At 42.1% G+C, this 20,589-nt stretch carries 20 protein-coding genes; 5 read left to right on the plus strand and 15 right to left on the minus strand.

The window, feature by feature from the left end; translation table 11 throughout:
• Window positions 1-17: 17 nt before the first annotated feature.
• Both xylB and xylA read right to left on the minus strand, forming a co-directional pair.
• Entirely contained in the window at window positions 18-1,517 is a 1,500-nt protein-coding gene (xylB, locus tag NST65_RS09315) for a xylulokinase (protein ID WP_111926565.1), read from the minus strand.
• A gap of 35 nt (window positions 1,518-1,552) precedes the next feature.
• The gene (gene xylA / locus NST65_RS09320) at window positions 1,553-2,890 is read right to left on the minus strand and encodes a xylose isomerase (protein ID WP_034280650.1); all 1,338 of its coding nucleotides are present in this window, start codon (window positions 2,888-2,890) and stop codon (window positions 1,553-1,555) included.
• A 210-nt stretch (window positions 2,891-3,100) separates the two neighbouring features.
• Here xylA and NST65_RS09325 point away from each other — a divergent pair, with 210 nt between their 5' ends.
• Complete coding sequence (locus tag NST65_RS09325) at window positions 3,101-4,261, plus strand: ROK family transcriptional regulator (protein WP_111926563.1); 1,161 nt, start codon at window positions 3,101-3,103, stop codon at window positions 4,259-4,261.
• Window positions 4,262-4,307: 46 nt separating this feature from the next.
• On the opposite strand, the gene NST65_RS09330 is transcribed toward NST65_RS09325, so the two are convergent.
• The 3 genes from NST65_RS09330 to csaA all read right to left on the minus strand — a co-directional run bounded on the left by NST65_RS09330 (window position 4,308) and on the right by csaA (window position 8,177).
• Window positions 4,308-5,915: a glycoside hydrolase family 43 protein gene (locus NST65_RS09330; protein ID WP_111926561.1), complete on the minus strand. Its 1,608-nt coding sequence runs from the start codon at window positions 5,913-5,915 to the stop codon at window positions 4,308-4,310.
• 24 nt (window positions 5,916-5,939) lie between these two features.
• The gene (locus tag NST65_RS09335; RefSeq protein WP_046311424.1) at window positions 5,940-7,331 is read right to left on the minus strand and encodes an MFS transporter; all 1,392 of its coding nucleotides are present in this window, start codon (window positions 7,329-7,331) and stop codon (window positions 5,940-5,942) included.
• Window positions 7,332-7,844: 513 nt separating this feature from the next.
• Window positions 7,845-8,177, minus strand: a complete 333-nt coding sequence (gene csaA, locus NST65_RS09340) for a chaperone CsaA (protein ID WP_034280640.1) — start codon at window positions 8,175-8,177, stop codon at window positions 7,845-7,847.
• A gap of 244 nt (window positions 8,178-8,421) precedes the next feature.
• Between csaA and NST65_RS09345 the strand changes: the two genes are divergently transcribed.
• Window positions 8,422-8,901, plus strand: a complete 480-nt coding sequence (locus tag NST65_RS09345; protein ID WP_024422662.1) for a hypothetical protein — start codon at window positions 8,422-8,424, stop codon at window positions 8,899-8,901.
• On the opposite strand, the gene NST65_RS09350 is transcribed toward NST65_RS09345, so the two are convergent.
• The 7 genes from NST65_RS09350 to NST65_RS09380 form a co-directional block, all read right to left on the minus strand.
• On the minus strand, window positions 8,898-10,523 hold the full coding sequence (locus NST65_RS09350; protein ID WP_111926597.1) for a YndJ family protein: 1,626 nt from the start codon (window positions 10,521-10,523) through the stop codon (window positions 8,898-8,900). The genes NST65_RS09345 and NST65_RS09350 overlap by 4 nt on opposite strands.
• Window positions 10,516-11,124, minus strand: coding sequence for a DUF4166 domain-containing protein (locus tag NST65_RS09355; RefSeq protein WP_034280637.1), 609 nt, complete (start codon window positions 11,122-11,124; stop codon window positions 10,516-10,518). The genes NST65_RS09350 and NST65_RS09355 overlap by 8 nt, the downstream gene beginning before the upstream one ends.
• Window positions 11,087-11,968, minus strand: a complete 882-nt coding sequence (locus NST65_RS09360; RefSeq protein ID WP_111926559.1) for a hypothetical protein — start codon at window positions 11,966-11,968, stop codon at window positions 11,087-11,089. The genes NST65_RS09355 and NST65_RS09360 overlap by 38 nt, the downstream gene beginning before the upstream one ends.
• A gap of 150 nt (window positions 11,969-12,118) precedes the next feature.
• Complete coding sequence (locus NST65_RS09365; RefSeq protein WP_041117675.1) at window positions 12,119-12,691, minus strand: TetR/AcrR family transcriptional regulator; 573 nt, start codon at window positions 12,689-12,691, stop codon at window positions 12,119-12,121.
• A 3-nt stretch (window positions 12,692-12,694) separates the two neighbouring features.
• Window positions 12,695-13,414 (minus strand): MBL fold metallo-hydrolase, encoded by a 720-nt coding sequence (locus NST65_RS09370; protein ID WP_034280629.1) that lies wholly within the window; start codon window positions 13,412-13,414, stop codon window positions 12,695-12,697.
• Between the two features lie 36 nt (window positions 13,415-13,450).
• Complete coding sequence (locus tag NST65_RS09375) at window positions 13,451-13,924, minus strand: GyrI-like domain-containing protein (RefSeq protein ID WP_111926557.1); 474 nt, start codon at window positions 13,922-13,924, stop codon at window positions 13,451-13,453.
• A 54-nt stretch (window positions 13,925-13,978) separates the two neighbouring features.
• A complete protein-coding gene (locus tag NST65_RS09380; RefSeq protein WP_025093129.1) occupies window positions 13,979-14,911 on the minus strand; it encodes a YafY family protein in 933 nt (310 codons plus the stop codon).
• Between the two features lie 118 nt (window positions 14,912-15,029).
• Here NST65_RS09380 and NST65_RS09385 point away from each other — a divergent pair, with 118 nt between their 5' ends.
• Window positions 15,030-15,554 (plus strand): hypothetical protein, encoded by a 525-nt coding sequence (locus tag NST65_RS09385; protein ID WP_024428348.1) that lies wholly within the window; start codon window positions 15,030-15,032, stop codon window positions 15,552-15,554.
• A gap of 31 nt (window positions 15,555-15,585) precedes the next feature.
• Here the strand turns inward: NST65_RS09385 and czrA are convergent, their stop codons facing one another.
• Window positions 15,586-15,915, minus strand: coding sequence for a Zn(II)-responsive metalloregulatory transcriptional repressor CzrA (gene czrA / locus NST65_RS09390; protein WP_024422670.1), 330 nt, complete (start codon window positions 15,913-15,915; stop codon window positions 15,586-15,588).
• Between the two features lie 186 nt (window positions 15,916-16,101).
• On the opposite strand from czrA, the gene NST65_RS09395 reads away from it, so the two are divergent.
• The gene (locus NST65_RS09395; RefSeq protein WP_046311455.1) at window positions 16,102-17,427 is read left to right on the plus strand and encodes an APC family permease; all 1,326 of its coding nucleotides are present in this window, start codon (window positions 16,102-16,104) and stop codon (window positions 17,425-17,427) included.
• A gap of 97 nt (window positions 17,428-17,524) precedes the next feature.
• On the plus strand, window positions 17,525-18,187 hold the full coding sequence (locus tag NST65_RS09400) for a lysozyme family protein (protein ID WP_041117684.1): 663 nt from the start codon (window positions 17,525-17,527) through the stop codon (window positions 18,185-18,187).
• Window positions 18,188-18,220: 33 nt separating this feature from the next.
• Here the strand turns inward: NST65_RS09400 and prpB are convergent, their stop codons facing one another.
• Window positions 18,221-19,138, minus strand: a complete 918-nt coding sequence (prpB, locus tag NST65_RS09405; protein WP_046311457.1) for a methylisocitrate lyase — start codon at window positions 19,136-19,138, stop codon at window positions 18,221-18,223.
• A gap of 12 nt (window positions 19,139-19,150) precedes the next feature.
• Complete coding sequence (locus NST65_RS09410) at window positions 19,151-20,587, minus strand: bifunctional 2-methylcitrate dehydratase/aconitate hydratase (RefSeq protein WP_046311459.1); 1,437 nt, start codon at window positions 20,585-20,587, stop codon at window positions 19,151-19,153.
• Window positions 20,588-20,589 lie beyond the last annotated feature (2 nt).

Here is a 20,589-nt window from a genome sequence, read left to right on the forward strand (position 1 = left end):
TCATGCAGCCTTCTCAGTTAGATGGAACGATACTGCTTTAGCCCGGCATGGATGTCTTTTGTTTGTGTATAAATCCTTTGATACAAATGAAATAGATCGGCATATACTTCTGCGTGCGGCTGATTTGGCTCATAAACAGCAGCTTGATGGATCAACTGATGTGCACATACTTCAAGTGACGGATACCATTCGCAGCCAACTGCGGCAAGCATCGCTGCACCTAAAGCGGGCCCTTGTTCATTGTCTAACTGGATGACTTCAGCCTGAAAAATGTCTGCTTGCATTTGAAGCCATGTCCGGCTTCTCGCACCGCCGCCAATAGATACAATAGAATCTATGTTTTTTCCTGCCTGCCGGAATAATGCGATAGATTCATTTAGCGAAAAGGTAATTCCCTCTAAAACAGCTCTGACAACATGTGCCCTTTCATGCCTGCTGTCTAATCCAATCAAGCTGCCGCGAATGATCGAATCCGCATGAGGTGTTCTTTCCCCGACTAAATAGGGTGTAAAGAGCAATCCTTTCGCTCCTGGTGCAACATGAGCCGCACCTTCTAAAAGTGACTGAAACGATTCCTCAGGAGCCAGTAAGTGTTTTGCCCAGTTCAGGCTATATCCTGCTGAAAGGGTGACACCCATTGTGTAAAAAGCGCCTTTTTTTGCATGATGAAACAAATGCAAATTCCCTTGAAGCTCCCTTTCATGATCCTCTTCATAGGAAAGAATGACCCCAGATGTGCCGATACTGCATAACGTGCGGTCAGAGGACAAGATGCCAGCACCAATTGCTCCGCAGGCATTATCTGCCCCGCCGGCAAAAACCTTTGCGCCTTCTTTCATCCCAACTTCACGTGCAATGTGCGGCAAAAGTGTACCAACCTCTGCCTCTGATGTGACAAGCGGCGGGCAAATGTGAGGAGAAATATCAAATGCCTGACAAATCTCCTCACTCCACGTCTGTTCACCGATATTTAACAGCAAGGTGCCAGCCGCATCAGAATAATCCATATGGACTGCGCCTGTTAAACGAAATCTGACATAATCTTTTGGGAGTAAAAACATGTCGATTTGCTGATCAATATGTGGTTCATGTTCCTTTACCCATAATAATTTTGGCAGTGTGAATCCTTCTAACGCCTGGTTTTTTGTGATCTTTTGCAGCCGGTCTCCCAGCTTTTTTGTCATGTGCGTACATTGTGCTGTCGTCCGTGTATCATTCCATAAAATTGCAGGGCGGAGCACTTCGCGAGATTCATTTAATAGAACTAATCCATGCATCTGGCCGGAAAAGCTGATGCCTTCAACTCGTCTTGAATGAACAGGCTGCTTTGCCATCAGTTCTTTCATCGCAGCCATTGTCTGCTTTACCCAATCCTCGGGGTGCTGCTCACAATATCCAGGCTTCTCTTGAATGAGGCGGTACGGCTTAGAGGCTTCGCAGCACACCTTCCCGCTCTCATCCACTAATATCGCCTTGACCCCGCTTGTTCCCAGATCAATTCCCATCACATATTTCATGTTTTCACTCCTTCAAAACAGGTCAGCCCCTTCAATTAATCTTCTAACAAGTATTGATTTAAACGGGCTTTCAGCTGTTCCTCTCTTCCCGATTCGTTTCTGATCAAAGGATGTTTCAGCGCATATTCTTCTAATGTATGAAAGTTTGCCTTTCCTTCTGAAATATCACGTCCAATTCCTTCAGAAAAGCTGCGATACCGGTGCTTTATAACATCTTCAAACACACGGTCTTCTATGAGTCTATGAGCGACCCGCAGTCCTTTTGCGAATGCATCCATCCCGGCAATATGGGCATATAAAATATCTTCAAGTTCAAAGGAAGCTCTTCTCACTTTTGCATCAAAATTAAGACCGCCAGACCCTAGACCGCCATTTTGCAGAATTTCATACATGGCAAGAGTTGTGGCATACAGATCGGTTGGAAATTCATCTGTATCCCACCCAAGAAGCGAATTTCCTTGGTTTGCATCAACAGAACCGAGCAGCCCATGAATTCTTGCGACACGTAATTCATGCTCAAACGTATGGCCGGCCAGTGTCGCATGATTGGCCTCGATATTTAATTTGAAATGGGAATCTAATCCGTATTGTTTTAAAAAGGCGATGGATGTCGCTGCATCTGTGTCGTATTGATGAGTGGTTGGTTCCTTTGGTTTTGGTTCGATTAAAAATTGGCCAGTGTACCCAATTTCTTTTGCATATTCAACAGCCATATGCAAGAAAGCCGCCATGTGATCAAGCTCTCTTTTCATATCTGTATTGAGCAGCGTATCGTACCCTTCTCGTCCACCCCAGAAAACATAATTTTCTGCACCGAGTTCTTTGGCGGTTTCAATGCCTTTTTTGACCTGTGCGGCCGCATAGGCAAAGACATCTGCATGACAAGATGTCGCAGCACCGTGTACAAATCTAGGATGCTTGAACATATTGGCCGTGTTCCACAGCAGCTTTACTCCGCTTTGCTTCATGTATTCTTTCATTCTTTCTAAAATGATGTCTAATTGTTGATTGGTCTCTTGAAGCGTCTCCCCCTCTGGCGCGATGTCACGATCATGGAATGAAAAATACGGAACATCCAACAGGTCAAAAAGCTGAAAGGCGACTTCCAATCTAGCTTTTGCTAAATCCATTCCGCTATAAGAGTCCCACGCTCTTTGCATCGTGCCAGTTCCAAACATGTCTGTTCCATCAGCAGTTAATGTATGCCAATAAGCGACTGAAAAACGCAGGTGGTCTTTCATTGTTTTTCCGCCAATCACTTCGCTTGGATTATAGTATTGAAAGGCGAGTGGATTTTTTGATTGTTTTCCTTCATATTGAATTTTGCCGATTCCTTCTAAGCTGTATAACGTTTTCATATTTGATTTGGTCATTCTTCATTCCTCCTGAGTACACTTTGTAAGTTGATTCAACAAACTAATGATCAATCTATGAAAAAATCACTTTGAATTTTCCATATTTTTTAGTTTTTTAAAAATATTTTCGTTATAATAAAGTTAAAATCATTTATCTTACTAAATACATGCTGAAAAAAGCAGCTCTTCTCAACTTAATCTAAAGACGAAACAAATGGAGTGGATAACGTGGATATCGCTGATCAGAACTTTGTAAAAAAAATAAATCAAAAACTATTATTAAAAGAAATTCTCCAGCATGCGCCCATTTCGAGAGCAAAATTATCTGAACGCACTGGATTAAATAAATCGACTGTTTCTTCTCAAGTAAGTACATTAATGAAAGAACATCTTGTCTATGAAATCGGTCAAGGTGAGTCTAGCGGCGGGAGAAGACCGGTTTTACTAATGTTTAATAAACGTGCTGGCTGCTCCATCGGAATCGATGTCGGCGTTGATTATGTCAATGGCATATTAACTGACCTTGAAGGGTCCATTCTTTACGAAGAGCAGATCAAGCTCCCACCCAGCTCTCCTGAGGTCACAATACGTAAATTAATTGAATTAATACAGCAGCTCATCTCACGAATGCCCTCTTCCCCATACGGGCTCATTGGCATTGGCCTATGCATACATGGTTTAGTGGATGCAGGTGAACAAATCGTGTTTACGCCTCATTCCAAATGGAAAAATGTTGATCTGAAAACCACGCTGCAAGAGACATTCCAAGTACCGATCTTCATTGAAAATGAAGCAAATGCCGGTGCATATGGTGAAAAAATCTTTGGTGCCGCTAAACATTATGACCATTTGATCTATGCAAGCATCGGCACTGGCATCGGGATCGGAATCATCATCGATCATCATTTATACAGAGGGGCGTACGGCTTTTCTGGTGAAATGGGACATATGACAATCGATTTTAACGGACCGACATGCAGCTGCGGGAACCGTGGATGCTGGGAATTGTATGCTTCTGAGAAAGCCTTGTTTCAGTCTCTTCAAACAGATGATCAGCACATCTCCCATCAAGACCTGGAACAGCTGGCCAAGTTAAATGATATGAAAACGCTCAATGCCCTGCGCAACTTTGGCTTTTACCTTGGTGTCGGTCTCACAAACGTCCTGCATACCTTTAACCCGCAAGCCATTATTTTAAGAAACAAAGTGATCGAATCACATCAGGCGGTTCTACATGTGATTGAGGAGGAGGTATCCTCGCGAATGGATACGCAATTCAGCTCACATGTAGAGCTGCTCCCTTCATCATTAGGACACAATGCGCCAGTATTGGGGATGACATCTCTTGTCATAGAAGCTTTTCTGCAAGATGCCACCCTCACAACATGACCTATTTGTTTTTCAAAAAGAGACAGCTCGTAGCGAGTTGTCTTTCTTATTCGTCTGTTTCCTCATAGCGAAAATAGTGAAAATCAGCAGGAAGACGCTCGCCGCTCGTATCTTGGCACTGCATACCGACAAATGCCCCTGTAAAAAACCCCCCGCCTCGAATAAAATCATCGGATAAATGGATGGATTCAAGCGGTACATCAATTTCCTTCCACTCTTTCTGATCAAATGAATAAGAATATTTATATGTCTCTTTCCGAACGGTCACTTTTAAATAGACATAAGTGACCTCGTCAGGAATGATGATTTTATGTGCCAATGGCTGAGAAAAGGCAAGGTTTTCACAGACAGATAGTTCAAGCGTGCGGCCAAGTTCCTCATCATATGTCACCTGGAGTGCTGTCCAGTTTTCCGTATTATAATAATTCACAAGACCAGCTGATTGCTGAAAGTTTTCTGGGAAGAACGAAACAGCTGTCTCTGCTTCAAAATAAAAGCTTTGCCAGCGTCTTGCAACAAATGCTTGGGTAAACTTAGACGTTAAAGATTCGCGGCCGAATAACCTTAAATGCTGAGGTTTCTCCGTTAACGAACCAATCTGATCGGTAAACGGAATTCTTAATGTTTGGAAGTGTCTATTTAGTGTTGATTCTCTAAATTCATCGACTGTATGATAGGTTGGTGCAAAAACCTTTTCTTCGATCTTTGGCGCTTCAACCTCAAGCGTCCCCTCCTTTCCGCCTACAACATAAGGCCAGCCATCCTTCCATTCAAGCTTTTGTAACGCTGTTTCTCTTCCTAAAGGACACCAACCTCTCTGTTGAAAAATAGATTCCTTGTTTGATTGAATCGGACGGCCAGTGAGATGAGCGAGATACCATTCATTTGTATGCGTTTGAACGATTGAAGCATGCCCGCATTTTTGAAGCGGATGTTCAGGCGCGTGGAAGGCACTTAAGATCGGGTTATCAGGATGAACCTCATAAGGCCCTTCAATATGCGAGGAACGGGCGATCGTTGCTGCATGCTCATACCTGGTGCCTCCTTCTGCCGTTAATAAATAGTAGTAGTCACCGATATGATACAGATGCGGCGCTTCTGTCAGTTTAATCGGTGTGCCTTTAAAAATGACCTTCCTTCGACCGATGAGCTTCTTTTCAGCCACACTATATTCCTGCAAGGCAATACCTGCAAAGGAATGATGCTTTTCTCTATGGTCCCACAGCATATTTAAGACGTATTTCTTCCCGCTTTGATCATGGAATAAAGATGGATCAAAGCCGGAGCTGTTGAGCCGGATCGGTTCACTCCAATCGCCGTCCACTTCGCTTGCCGTGACCAAATAATTATGACCGTCTTTAAATGGACCATCCACTACTTTGATATCTGAATAAATAAGCCAAAACTGCCCATCCGCATAGCTTAAGCACGGCGCCCATACTCCGCCAGAATCAGGATTTCCCTTCATATCCAGCTGCGACGTTTTTTGCAAAGGACGCGCAGCAAGGCGCCAATGGACGAGATCCTTCGAATGATAAATTTGTACCCCTGGGAACCATTCAAATGTAGAGACGGCCATATAATAATCTTCTCCAACACGGCAAATACTTGGATCGGGGTTAAACCCTTTGAGCACTGGATTGGTAATCTTCATTGAACTTCCTCCTCTTTCAGAGACCTACATTTTAAAATCGTCCATATGATCGAGATACACTTTGTCTCTATTCTCAAGCTCCCGTACGACTTTTTTATGTTTTTCTTCATCTAGGTTATAAAAATTAATATCCACCATCGCTAAAATCAGTAAGCATACAGGAATCACCGTTGTCGTGATTAAAATGCCCAGTAAAGCTTCTGGTGTTTGCATTTGGTTGGCAACATAGCCAAAGCGATCGAGTACAAGCCCTGGCACAATCCCGCCTAATGCCATCCCAAATTTAAAGAAAAATCCGATGATGGCATAGATGAGCCCGCCCATTCTTTTTCCTGTTTTATATTCGCCATATTCAACGGTTTCAGGAATGAGCGCCCACATGTAAGCACCGGCTGTAATACTTCCTGCAGCTGCGACAAGCCTGAAAACAAGTATTAAAGTGACTTGACTCGGCGGTATCACAAGTAATGCAAGAAGACCTACAATATTCAGCAATAATGAATAATTCAGCAGCTTTTTCTTTCCTAACAGCTTGTGCAGTTTTGGAATAAACGGCAGCACCATTAATGCTGGCAGACTGCCAATGAGTCCGTACCATTTCACTAAATCTTCTCTGCCAAGGTTATACGTCACATAATAGATCCCAACAGAGTTACTGATCGAATTCACGCCAAAAATAATAATAAAGAAAATGCTTAATACAACAAGCGGACGATTGACACGTAACTGCACAAAGATATCACTGAACTTAATTTTTTCCTCCGGCTTTTGAAGCGTGACACGTTCATTCGTGCTTTTAAAACAGAAAATAAGTAATGCACCGCCAAGAACGCCGAGAAAAGCCATCGTCATCTGCCAGCCGAGGGCTGTATTTCCTGTTTTATCACTCAAAAAAGTCGCAAGAAAAGGAACAAAAAAAGCAACAACTAGACCTCCGAGATTAGCAAAAAGCATACGAACAGACGTAATACTGACAACCTCTTGGTTATTTCTTGTCATTGCTGATGTTAAAGCACCATAAGGAACATTGATGAATGTGTATGTAAGCGATAAACCAACATACGTGATGTAGGCATAAACGAGTTTACCCATTTCAGAAAGATCAGGTGTTGTAAAGCAAAGGATAGCAAGTACTACAAAAGGAAACGCACCGAATAACAAGTAAGGTCTGAACCTGCCAAAACGGCTGTTCGTTCGATCCACCAATGCACCAATAAACGGATCTGCAAGCGCATCAATGGCGCGGACAACTAAAAACATCGTCCCTGCTGCCGCCGCTGATAAACCATACACATCTGTATAAAAAAATAATAGATACGTAGAGACAGTTGCATAAATTAAGTTACATGCGAAATCTCCTGAAGCATATCCCACTTTTTCAGACATACGAATCTTTTTTAAATTCTCACTTACCATGAGCTTTCTCCCTTCTTCTCTTAGCCTCTTCTAACGAACAGATGATGGAGGGCAGCAGCAGTCAATGCGAAGAATATAAAGCGCTTTCAATTTGTTGTAAAAATGAAGCTGAACATCTGATCTTTCAGCTTAGCCCACATACGCAGCAAATGATTTGAATGACGGAATCATCCCCTTTAATAGTCGGATCATCACTTGGAATTCATCTTAGTTTATCGACTAAACAAACTAAGATGAATTCATTTTATAAAATCTGATCTGACTTTTCAATATTTTTTGAAAAAATAATCCAAATAATTGATTTCTTGTCATTTTTCCAACTGAAATGACGTGAAAAACTGAAGTGAATCATTTAATGGTTGCAATTCAGCTCATCCCATGCTATATTTATCAAGCGATGAGCTGAATTGTGTAAGTCGGGTAACATGTCTCCTTGAGACACACACGAATGTGGCGTGTGGTTATTCCGCCTCAATACGCAAAAGACATCTTCTCAGGAAGATGTCTTTTTTCTTATCCTATTTTTGTTCCATTTTCAACAGGCTCATCTGTGGCTAGTAAAACCACGTCTTCTTTTGACGGCATGCCCCCTAAGACAAGCACTTCTGATTTGAACCCTGCAATTCTTCTTGGCGGAAAATTGACGACTGCTACGATTTGTCTGCCAGTGAGATTCTCAGCCGTATAACGTTTTGTCAGCTGAGCACTGGATTGCTTTAAACCAATCTCTTCACCAAAATCAATCTTGAGTTTCAATGCAGGAACTCTTGCCTCTGCAAAGAATTCTGCTTCAATGATCGTCCCAACACGAATATCTAACGCCAAAAACTGTTCAATATCTGCCATCTGTTTCTCTCCTCTTCTTTCAAGGGTAAGTTCATTTACTAGAGTCATCTATTGTTTTTTCATTGTAGCACATTCATTTCGTAAAAAAGTGAGTCAAAAAGCCGATTCACGGCAAAAACCACCCTTTAGTTTACATAATATTTTTATCGTCGTGTATTAAATGTTTGCATCCTGAAAATGAATTCAGTAAAATGGCAAATAATCCTACTGCTTCCTCCCAAATATATTGGGGAGGGGTTAACACTTGTTTACATTATCAGATATGTGGACATTTTGCTGGTCGTTTTTCGTCATTCTTCCTATCGTTGCCATCTTGCATCAGCTTGGCCATATTATGGTCGCATGGATGTTTGGCGCAAAGGTTTCTTTTGCTCTTGGCAGAGGCAAAAAAGTATTGAAAATAGGTGTTGTGGAAATTAGACGAATCTATTTTCTAGATGCATTTTGCCATTATGAAGAAATGAGGAAAAATAACCGATTCTCGCACATTCTTGTCTACCTAGGCGGATCATTATGCAACCTGCTCAGTGTTCTCATACTGAATACAATGATCGCCAATGATATCCTGCCAGAACATCAATTTTTCTATCAATTTGCTTACTTCTCAGTCTACTATGTATTTTTTGCACTGCTGCCAGTCCAGTATGCAGATCATCATCCGAGTGATGGGCAAGCAATTGTGAACATCATTCGGCACGGTGAACCATGTGACATCATTGATTAACAGGATGGCTTCCCGCTGTCAATTTGATAATGAATCGTTAAAAAGGGAATACCGAATAGCTTCATTTGATGAACCGCTGTGAGACTTTTATCTGTCTCCGGCTTCATATGAAAGCTTTCTTCCATTGGCAGTTTCATGGTGATAAAAGGTGTATGCAAATACAACCCTTCGTCACCGGTACTGCCTTTTGGACATGCACTTTTTAATAGAAAATCTTCTCTTTCATTAAAAGGTTTTAAAATAGCGGTCATCTGAGAATATGGAAGCGGCAGCGCAATATTCATATAGCCCGCAGCTGCATCGTGATGATGAGCATAAAGCGCAAAAAAGACCTGCTCCCCTTTTTCGTTGTGACGAATCCACGCCCTGACATCCTTTCGCTCTTCTTTAGGATGTTGAAATGCAGTCAGACGCCCCTTCATTTCATACGGCTTACGAGATGTTCCCAAATAGAGCTGCCCTAGTTTCTTAAAAATGGGCTGAAGTAAAAAAACAAACGGCCTCACCCACCAATGAAAACAGACTGCTGCTTTTAACGTAAACGCCATCGGATTCTCATAAAACCTTCGAATCACAGGTGACACCCTTTCAGCTGAAAATGTCGTTCCATTTAAATCATCAAGTGAATTGACTAAACCTAGGTTCTCTCGATCACCCATTCTTTCCTTTTGAAAAGAGATCAAATGAAAACGGCCATGCACTTTTGATATCGGAAAGTGCTTCTGCTTCAATTGATCCTTTGGCCCTTCGATCAGCCATCCAATCAAACCTGGTAAAATAACAAAAAAGGCATTAATACTGCCATGAAACCAAATCATCTGATCAATGCTGATGTAGGTCACGCGCATGAGCATGCCAGCGGAATAAAGAAGAGATAGCACGATTGTTCCCATTAAGACGCAGCTAGAAAACACAATCAGCACTTTTGCCACAGTCGATCGAAACCTTGTTTTCATACAAAGAATGCCGTACAAGTAGAGGGCAATGACATATAGCGTGACGCTGAACGTATCAAATAGACGGGAAAAGCTAATCCCAACAGCGATCATCACAGGCGACAGCAAAATCACCCATCCTGCCGCTTTGTATAAAGCTGTCTCTTTTTCTCGCTGCCTCCCTAATAATCCATAGAAAAGCGGGATAAAAAAAGCCGAGTAATGAAAATGAATAGCGGTCAAAAGCACAATGATTGGTGAAAAGGTCATTACCTGTATATCTGCCGTGTACAGCCAAAACCAAAGCCCTCCTAAAGCGAGATACATCCATGCTCCACCCGTCATCAATTCATGAAGCGGAAAGATTCCCCTTTTCAGCAAACGAGTACAGCCATATAACGCCAAAAGAATCGTATACAAAAACCATCCCGATGCAAACAAGGCAGAATGATAGATGAATGCAGCCGTTGCACAAAGAGCAGCTAATGGAAAGGCTTTCATTAAAAAGCCGAGCAGTATCCCCGGCTTACTCTCCCTCTCTGCCTTCACAAAAAAGGCTAAAACTGCAGGAAGGAAAAACAGAATGGCTATCAGTACAAATAACTCTGCTAACGGACCTGTCATTAAACGGGTGGTGATAAACCAGCACATGAAGACGAGGCTTGATATCAAATGCCATTTATTCATCATGAGACATCACCCTTTCAGTAAACCGGCCTTTATATGTAAAAAGGGTCCCAAACAGTCGATTTTTCACATGCACATCAATGGTATACTCACCCGCGTGCTCGTCGTAGCCTTCTGTCACATCTGACACACCGTAAAGCCATGAAGGCAGCGGCCACTCACGTCCTAACATCAACAGCTTCTGCCGGCCGGATTGAATGTGAAGGAACCCATGCTTTGTTACTGTAAAATGAAGCTCTGACATAAGAAGTCTAGGTTTTCCAAAATAGTCTAGTACTTTATGACTCTTCTGATCAATGATCATATCTGCATCAAAGTGACGTTCCTTCTTTGGGAAATAAAACGTACGGAACCAGTGCATGCCTTCCTCTCCCTTATTTGTCATAAAGGGTTTATTGACAATTCGGAAGGGAATGTTTTTTCCTCTCTCAGGGAAAAAACAGCGAAAGAGTGGACCAATTTTGAAGAAAAATCGAATGAGCCTCGTTCCGCCGCCTATTTCCTCCATAGTGCCTTCAGCGGTAAACGCACGGTTGTATCTCTCTTTTAATTTTGGATGAAGCTTATCGTAATCCTTTACTTGATGACGATGAACGACCATGTCTACCTCCCCTTTTTCGTTTGATCGAGAATACGTCTATACAATCTTTTAAATTAATCATTCCTGCAATGGATAGGATCAAAAATGCACTCATCACAAGCGGCTCATGGAGTGTCGTTTGGGGGGAGAGGATCCCGATACAAAGCATCAGCAGCAGAAACACACTTTGAAGAATGAACAAATATTTCTTTGATAGCTTAGGTATCAGCCATGATACGCCTATAAGGGCATAAAACAACCGAAATCCGGTGCTATGATCAAAAGCAGAATGTGAAAAAGGAATAACCGCTTGGCATAGCCAGACGATGGCAAACAGCAAACAAATTCCATGATGGGCAAGTGTTCTCTCCAGTAACAACCGAGGGTGCGTACCCTTTTCAAGCCACGTCTTTAGTGCGCCAAAACTAAAGGCCGTCATAAGCCCCATCATCGGGCGAAAAAGAAATCGATCTGCCCACGCCCATCCTTTTCCTTCTTTCGGTTCATAATCAAATTGCGTTTGAAACACAATATGATCGTTTGTTTTCACATATTTCCAATAGCCGCCGCCTTCTTTGATAAAAGACAACGGGTGTGACGATTTGAATTTAAGTGAGGATGACCTTTCATTTCGTTCATCCATCATTCTAGTTCGATATGCTCCAGTCCCTGTGACACTTACACCAAATCCAAGATGCTTTTCATACAAAAAGGTTTGGGGCTGTTCATCTTGAGGTCCATTTAATGAAATGGTTGAAAAACGCAAATCCCACTGTTCATGAAGCTTTGGATTTTGCGTATATTCCCATACTTTCTCTAAAGGTGCATGAATGGTTGTTTCCACATAAACAGGCTTTCTTTTCATCTGCCTCTACTCCTCTATGTGAATTATTTCACATAATAAGCATACCATGTTTCACAAAACTGTCAAATCTTTATTCGTTTTCTCTCAAAAAAATGGTTCCAGAAGGATGCTTCTCTATGATATCGGTTCACTGTAAAAAAAAAAGACCTGTCAAATAGACAGATCTTCTTTTTGCAATACACCTGTGATATAGAGCCGAACTGCATAACTCACACTTTCTTCAAGCTGTTCTTTTCGTTGGAATCCCTTTTTATTAGAAATATCACCGAAGCCGTGCAGTAAGCTTCTCAGTCCTCTGACGACATGTGTCATTTCCTCTTCCTTTACACCAAAGCGTGACATGATGGTTTGGACAAACTGAACAAGGCGCTCTGCTGCAATACGTACTTCTTTTTCGTTCATATGTGAAAAGGCAGCTTCATAAAGACCTGGGTGTTCTCGGACAAAGTGCACATATTGTCTGGCAAAGGCTAAAACAGCTTCTCCTTTTTCCAGCCCCTCTGTGACTTGCATCCCTTCCTCACAAAGCATGGAGAGCCCTTTTACTGCGAGTGCTGCCTGAATCTCATGAAGGCCGGATACATGATTATAAAGAGAAGGCGGCCTGATATTCAGTCTTTTAGACAATGTAGCAATAGTCAAAGCGGAGAAGCCCTCTTCATCAACAAATGCAGCCGCTGTATCCATAATTTTTTCTTGTGTAATTCCCATTCTTGGAGACACGGTTTACTGCCCTCCTTTTTTTAGCTGGTGCTGTCTTTTTTTAACGGCAGCTTGAAGCTTTTCATGAGGCTCTATGATAAGGTCACCATGTCCTGCAGCAAGACAGGATATGCGCAATGTCAGTAACTTTTCAGCGCTTTTTAGTGCGGTTTCTGCATCCCATGTGGCAAAAGCCGGGAACGGGAAGCTCCACCGAAACTCACCCGTAACCGATAAGCCGCCTTTAGTCACAAGTGCATCCCCTGCAATGACAACTCCTGACCTTTCATCGTATAAAGAAATGCTGCCGGGTGTATGCCCTGGTGTTGCAATCACTTTAAGCGGCCCAATCTCATCTCCTTCTTCAACAAGCACATCTGGTTTTGTATAAATATTTTTCATAAAACTGCCTTTGATTTTTTGCTGAGGTTCATCAGGGAGCAAGGTAAAGTCACCTTCAAAAAGGCGTGCATCACGTTTTGATAAATAGACAACTGCCTCTGGAAAAGCCTTCTTCACCTCATCTAATGCGCCGATATGATCCATATGGCTATGAGTGAGAATAATCTTATGAATTGGTTTGTTCTTTTTACGGGCAAATTCGATGATCGAGTTCGCCGCCATTTTTAAAGCAGCATCAATTAAGATGAGTCCTTCCTCTTCCTCAAAGACATAGCAATTTACCGGAAATAATCGCGGCATCAATGTAAGCTGGTGCAGACGGTCAAAAGTTGTTAATCTCATGATTGCCCTCCTAAAACTAATATCGTTAGTTTTATATTAACTAATGGTATTAGTTTTAGCAATCATTTTTTCATCAACCGCAATATAAATATCAATTTGCGCTTCTTTTGGATCAATAGATCTTTCATCATACCATTCAAAATCACCTGTATAAGTGCGGTATTGACGCTGATCCCACGTCCAAATCTTGTGCCATGTTTCAAGCACGACCTCTTCAATCGGTCCTTTTCTCGTTTGAAATCTTGCGTAGGTGGATGCAGGAATCTCTTTTACATGTTCGATCTGCTGATCCGCAAATTGCCCAGCTGTAAATAAATAAAAACCATGTTCATCTTTTTCATAATCTGAATACAGCCCTATGACTGGAGCTTGCCCCCCATAAAGCTGCTGCGCAAAAAAATCCTGCCAAAGCGGTGCAATCTTCCGCTCTTTTGTTTTCTCTATTTCATTTGTTGTTCGAATAGACAACCCTTTGACCCATTGTTTCTCTAATGTGACGATATCGTACATACATTCTCATCTCCTTTTCTCCCATCATATAAAAAGAAACCTGACAACAGTGTGTCAAGTTTCTAATCGCTTCATAAATTGTTTTAATTGGAGATCAAATGCTTCCTTGATGTGCTGAGGTGAAAGAATGTCGACGTCCGGTCCTAAGTGGAATAGGAAACTGTGCAGCCAATCATCTTGCGGCACAGTCAATGCTGCCAGATAGGTCCCGTCTGAACATATGATCAATTCGTTCTCATCCACCCATTCCTTCACTTTGCCAGCTGATGCTTCCGTTAACCTGAGCGTGAGGGTTGTGACTGAAGGTTCTTCATGCCAAGAGTCATTCCAAGGCTTCTCTTCATTTTTGATTCTTTTCGGCCTGAAATATGCTGAAATGGTGATGAGGTCTGTCATTCTGGTCAGCTTGAATAGACGAAAATCATGTTTCACACAACAAAACGCATACAAGTACCAATGCCTTCCTTTTAAAACAAGCGTATAAGGCTCCACTTTCCGTGGAAGTGTTTCACCTTTTGCATTGCGATAAGTGAATTGAATGAATTGATGCGCGGAAGCAGCTGTATGGATCAGCTGAAGCTTCTTTTCTGCCTGGCTGTCTTTCCCCCATGAGCTTAAATCAATAAAGACATGGTGCTGTTTCTCGCTTTCATCACTTTTTGGAGGAATGAGAGATTTGATTTTTTTCAGTACATGTTCACTTTCTTTAAAGGAGTATGCACTCGTCATGCTTTCAAGGGCAGTTAAAATAAGCTCAATGTCATCATCGGTAAATAATTTTTTCTCTAAACGATAGTCGTCAACAAGCGAAATGCCTCCGCCTGCTCCTTGTGTTGTCACAATAGGAATCCCGGCTTGATTGATGGTCTCAATATCGCGATAAATCGTCCTTACGCTCACTTCGTGAAGTTCAGCAAGGTCTTTCGCTTGTATTTGCTTTTTGCTAATGAGCAGCATCACAATAGACAAAATACGATCGATTTTCATGCCTTTTCCTCTTTTTCATAAATGTAGGTTTTGATTTGATAAAAAATGAAAGAATGGTAAAGATAAGGAACAGCCAGCATTCGTTTACATCCCTGCACATGCAGGAGGAGGTTGCATCATGACACATCACGTGTGGCAGTTATTCATAATTGGGGGCATTATGCTGATCTGCATCATCTTTCGAATGAATCGAATGAGACGCTATCAGCTTGTGCGCCCGATCAGTCTTTTGATGAGAATGTATGTATTTGGACTCACTGCCCTTATTCTCTTATTAGAAGGCTGGCAAAATCACAGCATTTTCATCTATGCCGCTATTGGTATGCTCTTTGGAAGCAGTCTGGCCGTTCATGCATATGAGACGATCCGCATGAAAGAAGAAAATGGCCGTCTTTATGTGAAAACGAGTAAATGGATTGAAAGCTTCATTTTATGCTTATTTTTATCTCGACTTAGTTTTAAGCTGGGTGAGCTGACGAACCATTCGCTCACAAAGATTGGTGTCGTTGAACTGTATCAGCATATTGTGAGTGATGATGCCATGACCATGCTCAGCTTTTTTCTGTTAGCTGCTTACTATGTTGTTTTTTCTTATCAAATGATGAAAGCAGGTAAACGATCAACACGTATGCATCATGCGTAAAAACCTTCCTACTCATATAGGAAGGTTTTTATTAGTCATGCTGTGCATGATGAATCATTTGTTCAAGCACTTCCATCACATGCTGATCTTCAGGGCTGTAAAAAATCGATGTCCCTGCTCGTCTAGATTTCACGAGACGAAGGTTTTTTAAAAAACGCAGCTGATGAGAAACAGTTGATTGCATGAGATTCAGTGTTTCTGCGATATCATTTACCGAGTATTCACCTTGAGACAGCAGGTGCAGAATACGAATACGTGTCGGATCAGATAAGGCTTTAAACGTTTGGGAGACAAGAAATAAACTTTCTTCATCCAGCTCCATCCGTTCCTGTTCTTGATTTGTATTCAGTTCTTCCTTCATTTCGCTTCACCTTTCTTGTTAGTCAAATCACGACTTATTCTATGTATCATCATATACTAAAACGTCCGGCGTGCAAAGCGGGCACACTTTAGAAAAAAGATTTATTCAAATAGCATTGACACTTGGTAGCATTCTTTTTAAAATGAGCATTATTTATTCATTTTTTTAGAGGAGCTGATAGGCAAATTGACTGAAGAGCCAAGACTAAAACGCAGCCTGACTGTCTTTCCACTTGTTGTGATCGGGCTTGCTTATATGGATCCACTTGTCGTATTTGATTCATACGGCATTGTTGCTCAGCTGACGAAAGGACACGTCGCTGCAGCTTATATATTTACGTTACTTGCATTACTATTGACAGCGCTTAGCTATGGGAATATGGTGAAGGCTTTTCCAAAAGCAGGATCTGCTTATACATATGCGCAAAAAAGTATTCATCCTCATGTCGGCTTCCTTGTGGGCTGGACACTTTTACTGGATTATTTATTTCTGCCTATGGTGAATTTTGCGATCGGTAGTGCTTATTTAACCGCAGCCTTTCCTGATGTACCTCATTACATTTGGATCATCATACTTGCTATCGCCATAACGACTGTCAATGTCATCGGTATACGGCTTACAGCCAACATTACGGCGCTATTTGTGACGTTTCAGGTCATTGTCGCCGTCACCTTTGTTGGGTTTGTTATTTATGGGCTCACACAAAACACTGGCAGTGGAGCGTTATTGTCAGCCCGGCCTTTTTATTCAGCGAGCTTAGATCCAGCGCTTATTTTTTCAGGAGCGACCATTTTATGTTTCTCCTTTCTAGGATTTGATGCCATTTCGACGATGTCTGAGGAAACCATTAAACCAAAAAAGACCATTCCGCTTGCCATTTTCTTAACAGTTGCGATTGGAGGCGTACTGTTTACTTTGACGTCTTATTTTTTGCAGCAGGTGTTTCCAAATTTTCAGCAGTTCAAGCATCCTGATGCAGCCTCACTTGAAATTGCAGAATTTGTGGGCGGCGCATTTCTCCACTCGTTCTTTTTAGCAGGCACAATGGTGGCTGTCATTTCTTCCTCCTTATCGTCACATGCGAGTGCAGCAAGGCTTTTATATGCAATGGGAAGAGATCAATCGTTACCGAAGCGTTTCTTCGGGTATATTCATCCGAGATTAAAAACCCCTGTTTTTAATATTTTATTAATCGGAGCTTTCTCCTTAACCGCAGTCGTTGGCGAACTTGAAGTCATTTATTCCTTTATCAGCTTCGGCGCGTTAATTGGATTTACCTTTGTGAATTTGTCTGTTTTTGCGTACTTTTTCGTCAGACAAAAACAAAGAGGTGTGCTGAATACATTGAGATATGCAGTGATCCCTCTATGCGGGACGGCGTTTTGTCTTTGGCTGTTAACGAGCATCAGCACAAATGCATTAATCATTGGCATGATGTGGCTGATTATCGGTTTTGTTTATTTCTGCTTCAGGCTGAAAACACGACCTGAATTTACGTTTGGATATGATTGATTATAAGGTTTTCACTTGGTATCCTGCACAGGATATGGCATAATAAAAAGGCTGTACTTCCCTTTTAAAAGCGGGGCAAAACAGGGGTGAACTGACCTTGAAAAAGAAAAAAACAGGATGTTTTGCCATTTCAGGCTGTTTCACGATTTTTCTCTTTGTTTTCGTATTAGCAGCCATTGCCATCTCCTTTAATCAAAAGGAGTTAAAAAAGCTGCCGATTGATACGGAATCAATTGTTTTGTCGAGATTGGATGATTACAAACCGCTTGTAGAAACAGAGTTAAGAGATCAAGATTTAGATCAGTATACCGGGTTAATCCTCGGTATGATGTATCAAGAATCAAAAGGCAGAGGCGGAGATCCAATGCAGGCCTCTGAATCTCTTGGTTTGAAACGAAATGAAATCAATGACCCTCAGAAAAGCATTAAACAAGGAGTCCATCATTTTTCGACTATGTACAAGCATGGGAAGAAAAAAGGCGTTGATTTGGAAACCATTATTCAAAGCTATAACATGGGAATCGGCTATATTGATTTTGTTGCAAAAAACGGGGGAAAACATTCCGAGAAACTGGCAAAGCAATACTCCAAAAAGCAAGTGAAACGAAACCCCAAAGTCTATACGTGCGGCGGCAACAAAGATAACTTCCGCTATCCGTATTGCTACGGTGACTTCACTTACGCTGAAAAAGTAAAAGAAAAAACGAAAACAGTTGAAGAAAAGATGAAATTGGCTTCTTCATCCACACCATCATCGTAAAAAAGCACTTCCTTGACGGAAGTGCTTTTCATTTTATCGCTGCTCTTTCCCAATTTCCGGGAGGATCGTTTTTGCTAAATGCTGGTCCATTTCCTCATATTCATCATAATGAATCGTTTCATACAGCTCTTTCCTCGTTTGCATATCCCCAAGTATCCCCTGCTGCGTTCCCTTTTCCATGATTTCTGTAAATAAACGCTCATACGCTTTTGCAGCGACTCTAAGTGATGACACAGGGTAAATGACCATTTGAAAGCCAAACATAGAAAATTCGTCTGCATGATAATAAGGCGTCTTGCCAAACTCCGTCATGTTTGCAAGGAGCGGCCCTTTAATATTACTTGACGCATGCGTGAAGTCCTCCGCTGTGATGAGTGCCTCAGGAAAAATAGCGTCAGCTCCTGCTTCTACGTAAAGATTGGCCCGGCGGATGACATCCTCCATTCCATTTACGGACTTTGCATCGGTTCTCGCAATCACCAAAAGCGTTGGTGCCGCTTGTTTGATGGCTTTGATTTTTGCGACCATTTCTTCTACTGGAACGAGTGATTTCCCGTTTAAATGCCCGCATTTTTTCGGCATTTGCTGATCTTCAATTTGAACAGCTGCCACTTTGCTCTCAACCATTTCTTTTGCCGCTCTTGCTGCATTTAAAACACCGCCATAACCTGTGTCCATATCGACCAAAAGCGGCAGCTGGGAAGCTCGAATGATCTCCTTCGCTTTTTCTGCCATTTCTGTTGAATGGATCATGCCGAGATCAGGCAGTCCTTTGCTGGCACAAAAAGCGGCACCTGATAAATAGAGCCCTTGAAAGCCCATTTTTTTCGCATAGAGCGCAGACATTCCATCGTGAACGCCTGGAATTTGAAATAAAGCTGATTTGTTCATTTGTTCTTTAAAGGCTGCGGCTAAATCAGCCTGACTTCTTTCTTCATTCACGATCCACACGCTAGCTCCCCCTTATATGACGAATAAGTCCATAAATGCTGGTACTGTTGTTGTTTTTAATTGATTTGGATTTTGGCAGAGTGACACAATTTGATCCACTTGCTTTTGTGGAAATCTTGTCTTTAAATGATAGACCCATTTCTTTTCAAGCAGCGGAATGCCTTCCTGTCTTCTTCTGCGATGACCAAGCGGGTATTCAATTTCAATTCGGTCTGTCATCGTCCCGTCTTTAAAGAAAATTTGTACACAGTTTGCAATCGATCTCTTTTTCGGATCTAAATAATCCTCTGTATAACGTTTATCCTCTTTCACAATCATTCGATCACGAAGACGATCAATGGCTGGATTTTGCGCCGTTTCTTCTTCATAATGGTCAGCTGTCAGTTCACCATAAATCAGTCCAATGGCTGTAATATACTGCAAGCAATGATCACGGTCTGCCGGATTGTAAAGCGGCCCTTTCTTATCAATAATCCGAATCGCTGACTCATGTGTCGTAATCTCTACCCGGTCAATTTCATCTAAACGATCTTTTACAGCGTCATGCAGCATCACAGCCGCCTCTGCAGCTGTCTGTGCATGAAATTCAGCAGGATAAGCAATTTTGAAAAGAACATTTTCTATGACGTATGATCCAAGGGGCTGGGCGAGCGTAAGTGGTTTTCCTTTCATAAGAACATCTTCAAAGCCCCACTTCTCTGCACTGAGGGGCGTTTGATAACCCATTTCTCCTTTACGTGTCATCATTGCCAGTCTCACTCCGCGGCTTGTTGCGTCCCCTGCTGCCCATGATTTCCTCGATCCTGTGTTTGGGGCGTGGCGATACGTCCTAAGCGGGGAATTATCAACAAACGCTTGTGATAAAACATGCTGGACCTCTTCCTTTGTTCCGCCAAGCATTGCACACACAACTGCACTTGTTGCCACTTTGACAAATAACACATGGTCCAATCCATTTCGATTTAGACAATTTTCTAAAGCAAGGACACCTTGAATTTCATGTGCCTTGACGATTGCATGCAGTACATCATTCATCGTTAGCGGCTCTTCTCCGTTTGCAAGGCGTGTTCTGCTGATATAATCACTTACAGCTAATATTCCGCCTAAGTTATCTGACGGATGCCCCCACTCCTGTGCAAGCCACGTGTCATTATAATCTAACCAGCGGATCATACAGCCAATATCAAAAGCCGCTTGAACGGGATCTAGCACAAACGAAGTGCCGGGAACTCTTGCTCCGTTAGGCACAACAGTTCCAGGTACGATAGGTCCAAGGTGCTTCGTACATTCTGGAAAATTGAGCGCCAGCATTCCGCACCCGAGCGTGTCTATGAGCACATACCGCGCGGTTTCAATGGCCTCTTTGCTCGTAATTTCTCCGTCTACTGCATAGGCAGCGATTTCTTCTAATAGCTGATCTGTTTGATTGACGACTGCTGTTTTGTTCATGT

This window comes from Bacillus sp. FSL P4-0248, from assembly GCF_038593305.1.
GTDB lineage: Bacteria > Bacillota > Bacilli > Bacillales > Bacillaceae > Bacillus > Bacillus safensis.

Excerpts from the sequence above, each read along its gene's own strand:
- xylB (WP_111926565.1), bottom strand. The coding sequence starts at position 1,517 with ATGAAATATGTGATGGGAATTGATCTGGGAACAAGCGGGGTCAAGGCG.
- xylA (WP_034280650.1), bottom strand. The coding sequence starts at position 2,890 with ATGACCAAATCAAATATGAAAACGTTATACAGCTTAGAAGGAATCGGC.
- NST65_RS09330 (WP_111926561.1), bottom strand. The coding sequence starts at position 5,915 with ATGAAGATTACCAATCCAGTGCTCAAAGGGTTTAACCCCGATCCAAGT.
- NST65_RS09335 (WP_046311424.1), bottom strand. The coding sequence starts at position 7,331 with ATGGTAAGTGAGAATTTAAAAAAGATTCGTATGTCTGAAAAAGTGGGA.
- csaA (WP_034280640.1), bottom strand. The coding sequence starts at position 8,177 with ATGGCAGATATTGAACAGTTTTTGGCGTTAGATATTCGTGTTGGGACG.
- NST65_RS09350 (WP_111926597.1), bottom strand. The coding sequence starts at position 10,523 with ATGAATAAATGGCATTTGATATCAAGCCTCGTCTTCATGTGCTGGTTT.
- NST65_RS09355 (WP_034280637.1), bottom strand. The coding sequence starts at position 11,124 with ATGGTCGTTCATCGTCATCAAGTAAAGGATTACGATAAGCTTCATCCA.
- NST65_RS09360 (WP_111926559.1), bottom strand. The coding sequence starts at position 11,968 with ATGAAAAGAAAGCCTGTTTATGTGGAAACAACCATTCATGCACCTTTA.
- NST65_RS09370 (WP_034280629.1), bottom strand. The coding sequence starts at position 13,414 with ATGAGATTAACAACTTTTGACCGTCTGCACCAGCTTACATTGATGCCG.
- NST65_RS09375 (WP_111926557.1), bottom strand. The coding sequence starts at position 13,924 with ATGTACGATATCGTCACATTAGAGAAACAATGGGTCAAAGGGTTGTCT.
- NST65_RS09380 (WP_025093129.1), bottom strand. The coding sequence starts at position 14,911 with ATGAAAATCGATCGTATTTTGTCTATTGTGATGCTGCTCATTAGCAAA.
- NST65_RS09385 (WP_024428348.1), top strand. The coding sequence starts at position 15,030 with ATGACACATCACGTGTGGCAGTTATTCATAATTGGGGGCATTATGCTG.
- czrA (WP_024422670.1), bottom strand. The coding sequence starts at position 15,915 with ATGAAGGAAGAACTGAATACAAATCAAGAACAGGAACGGATGGAGCTG.
- NST65_RS09410 (WP_046311459.1), bottom strand. The coding sequence starts at position 20,587 with ATGAACAAAACAGCAGTCGTCAATCAAACAGATCAGCTATTAGAAGAA.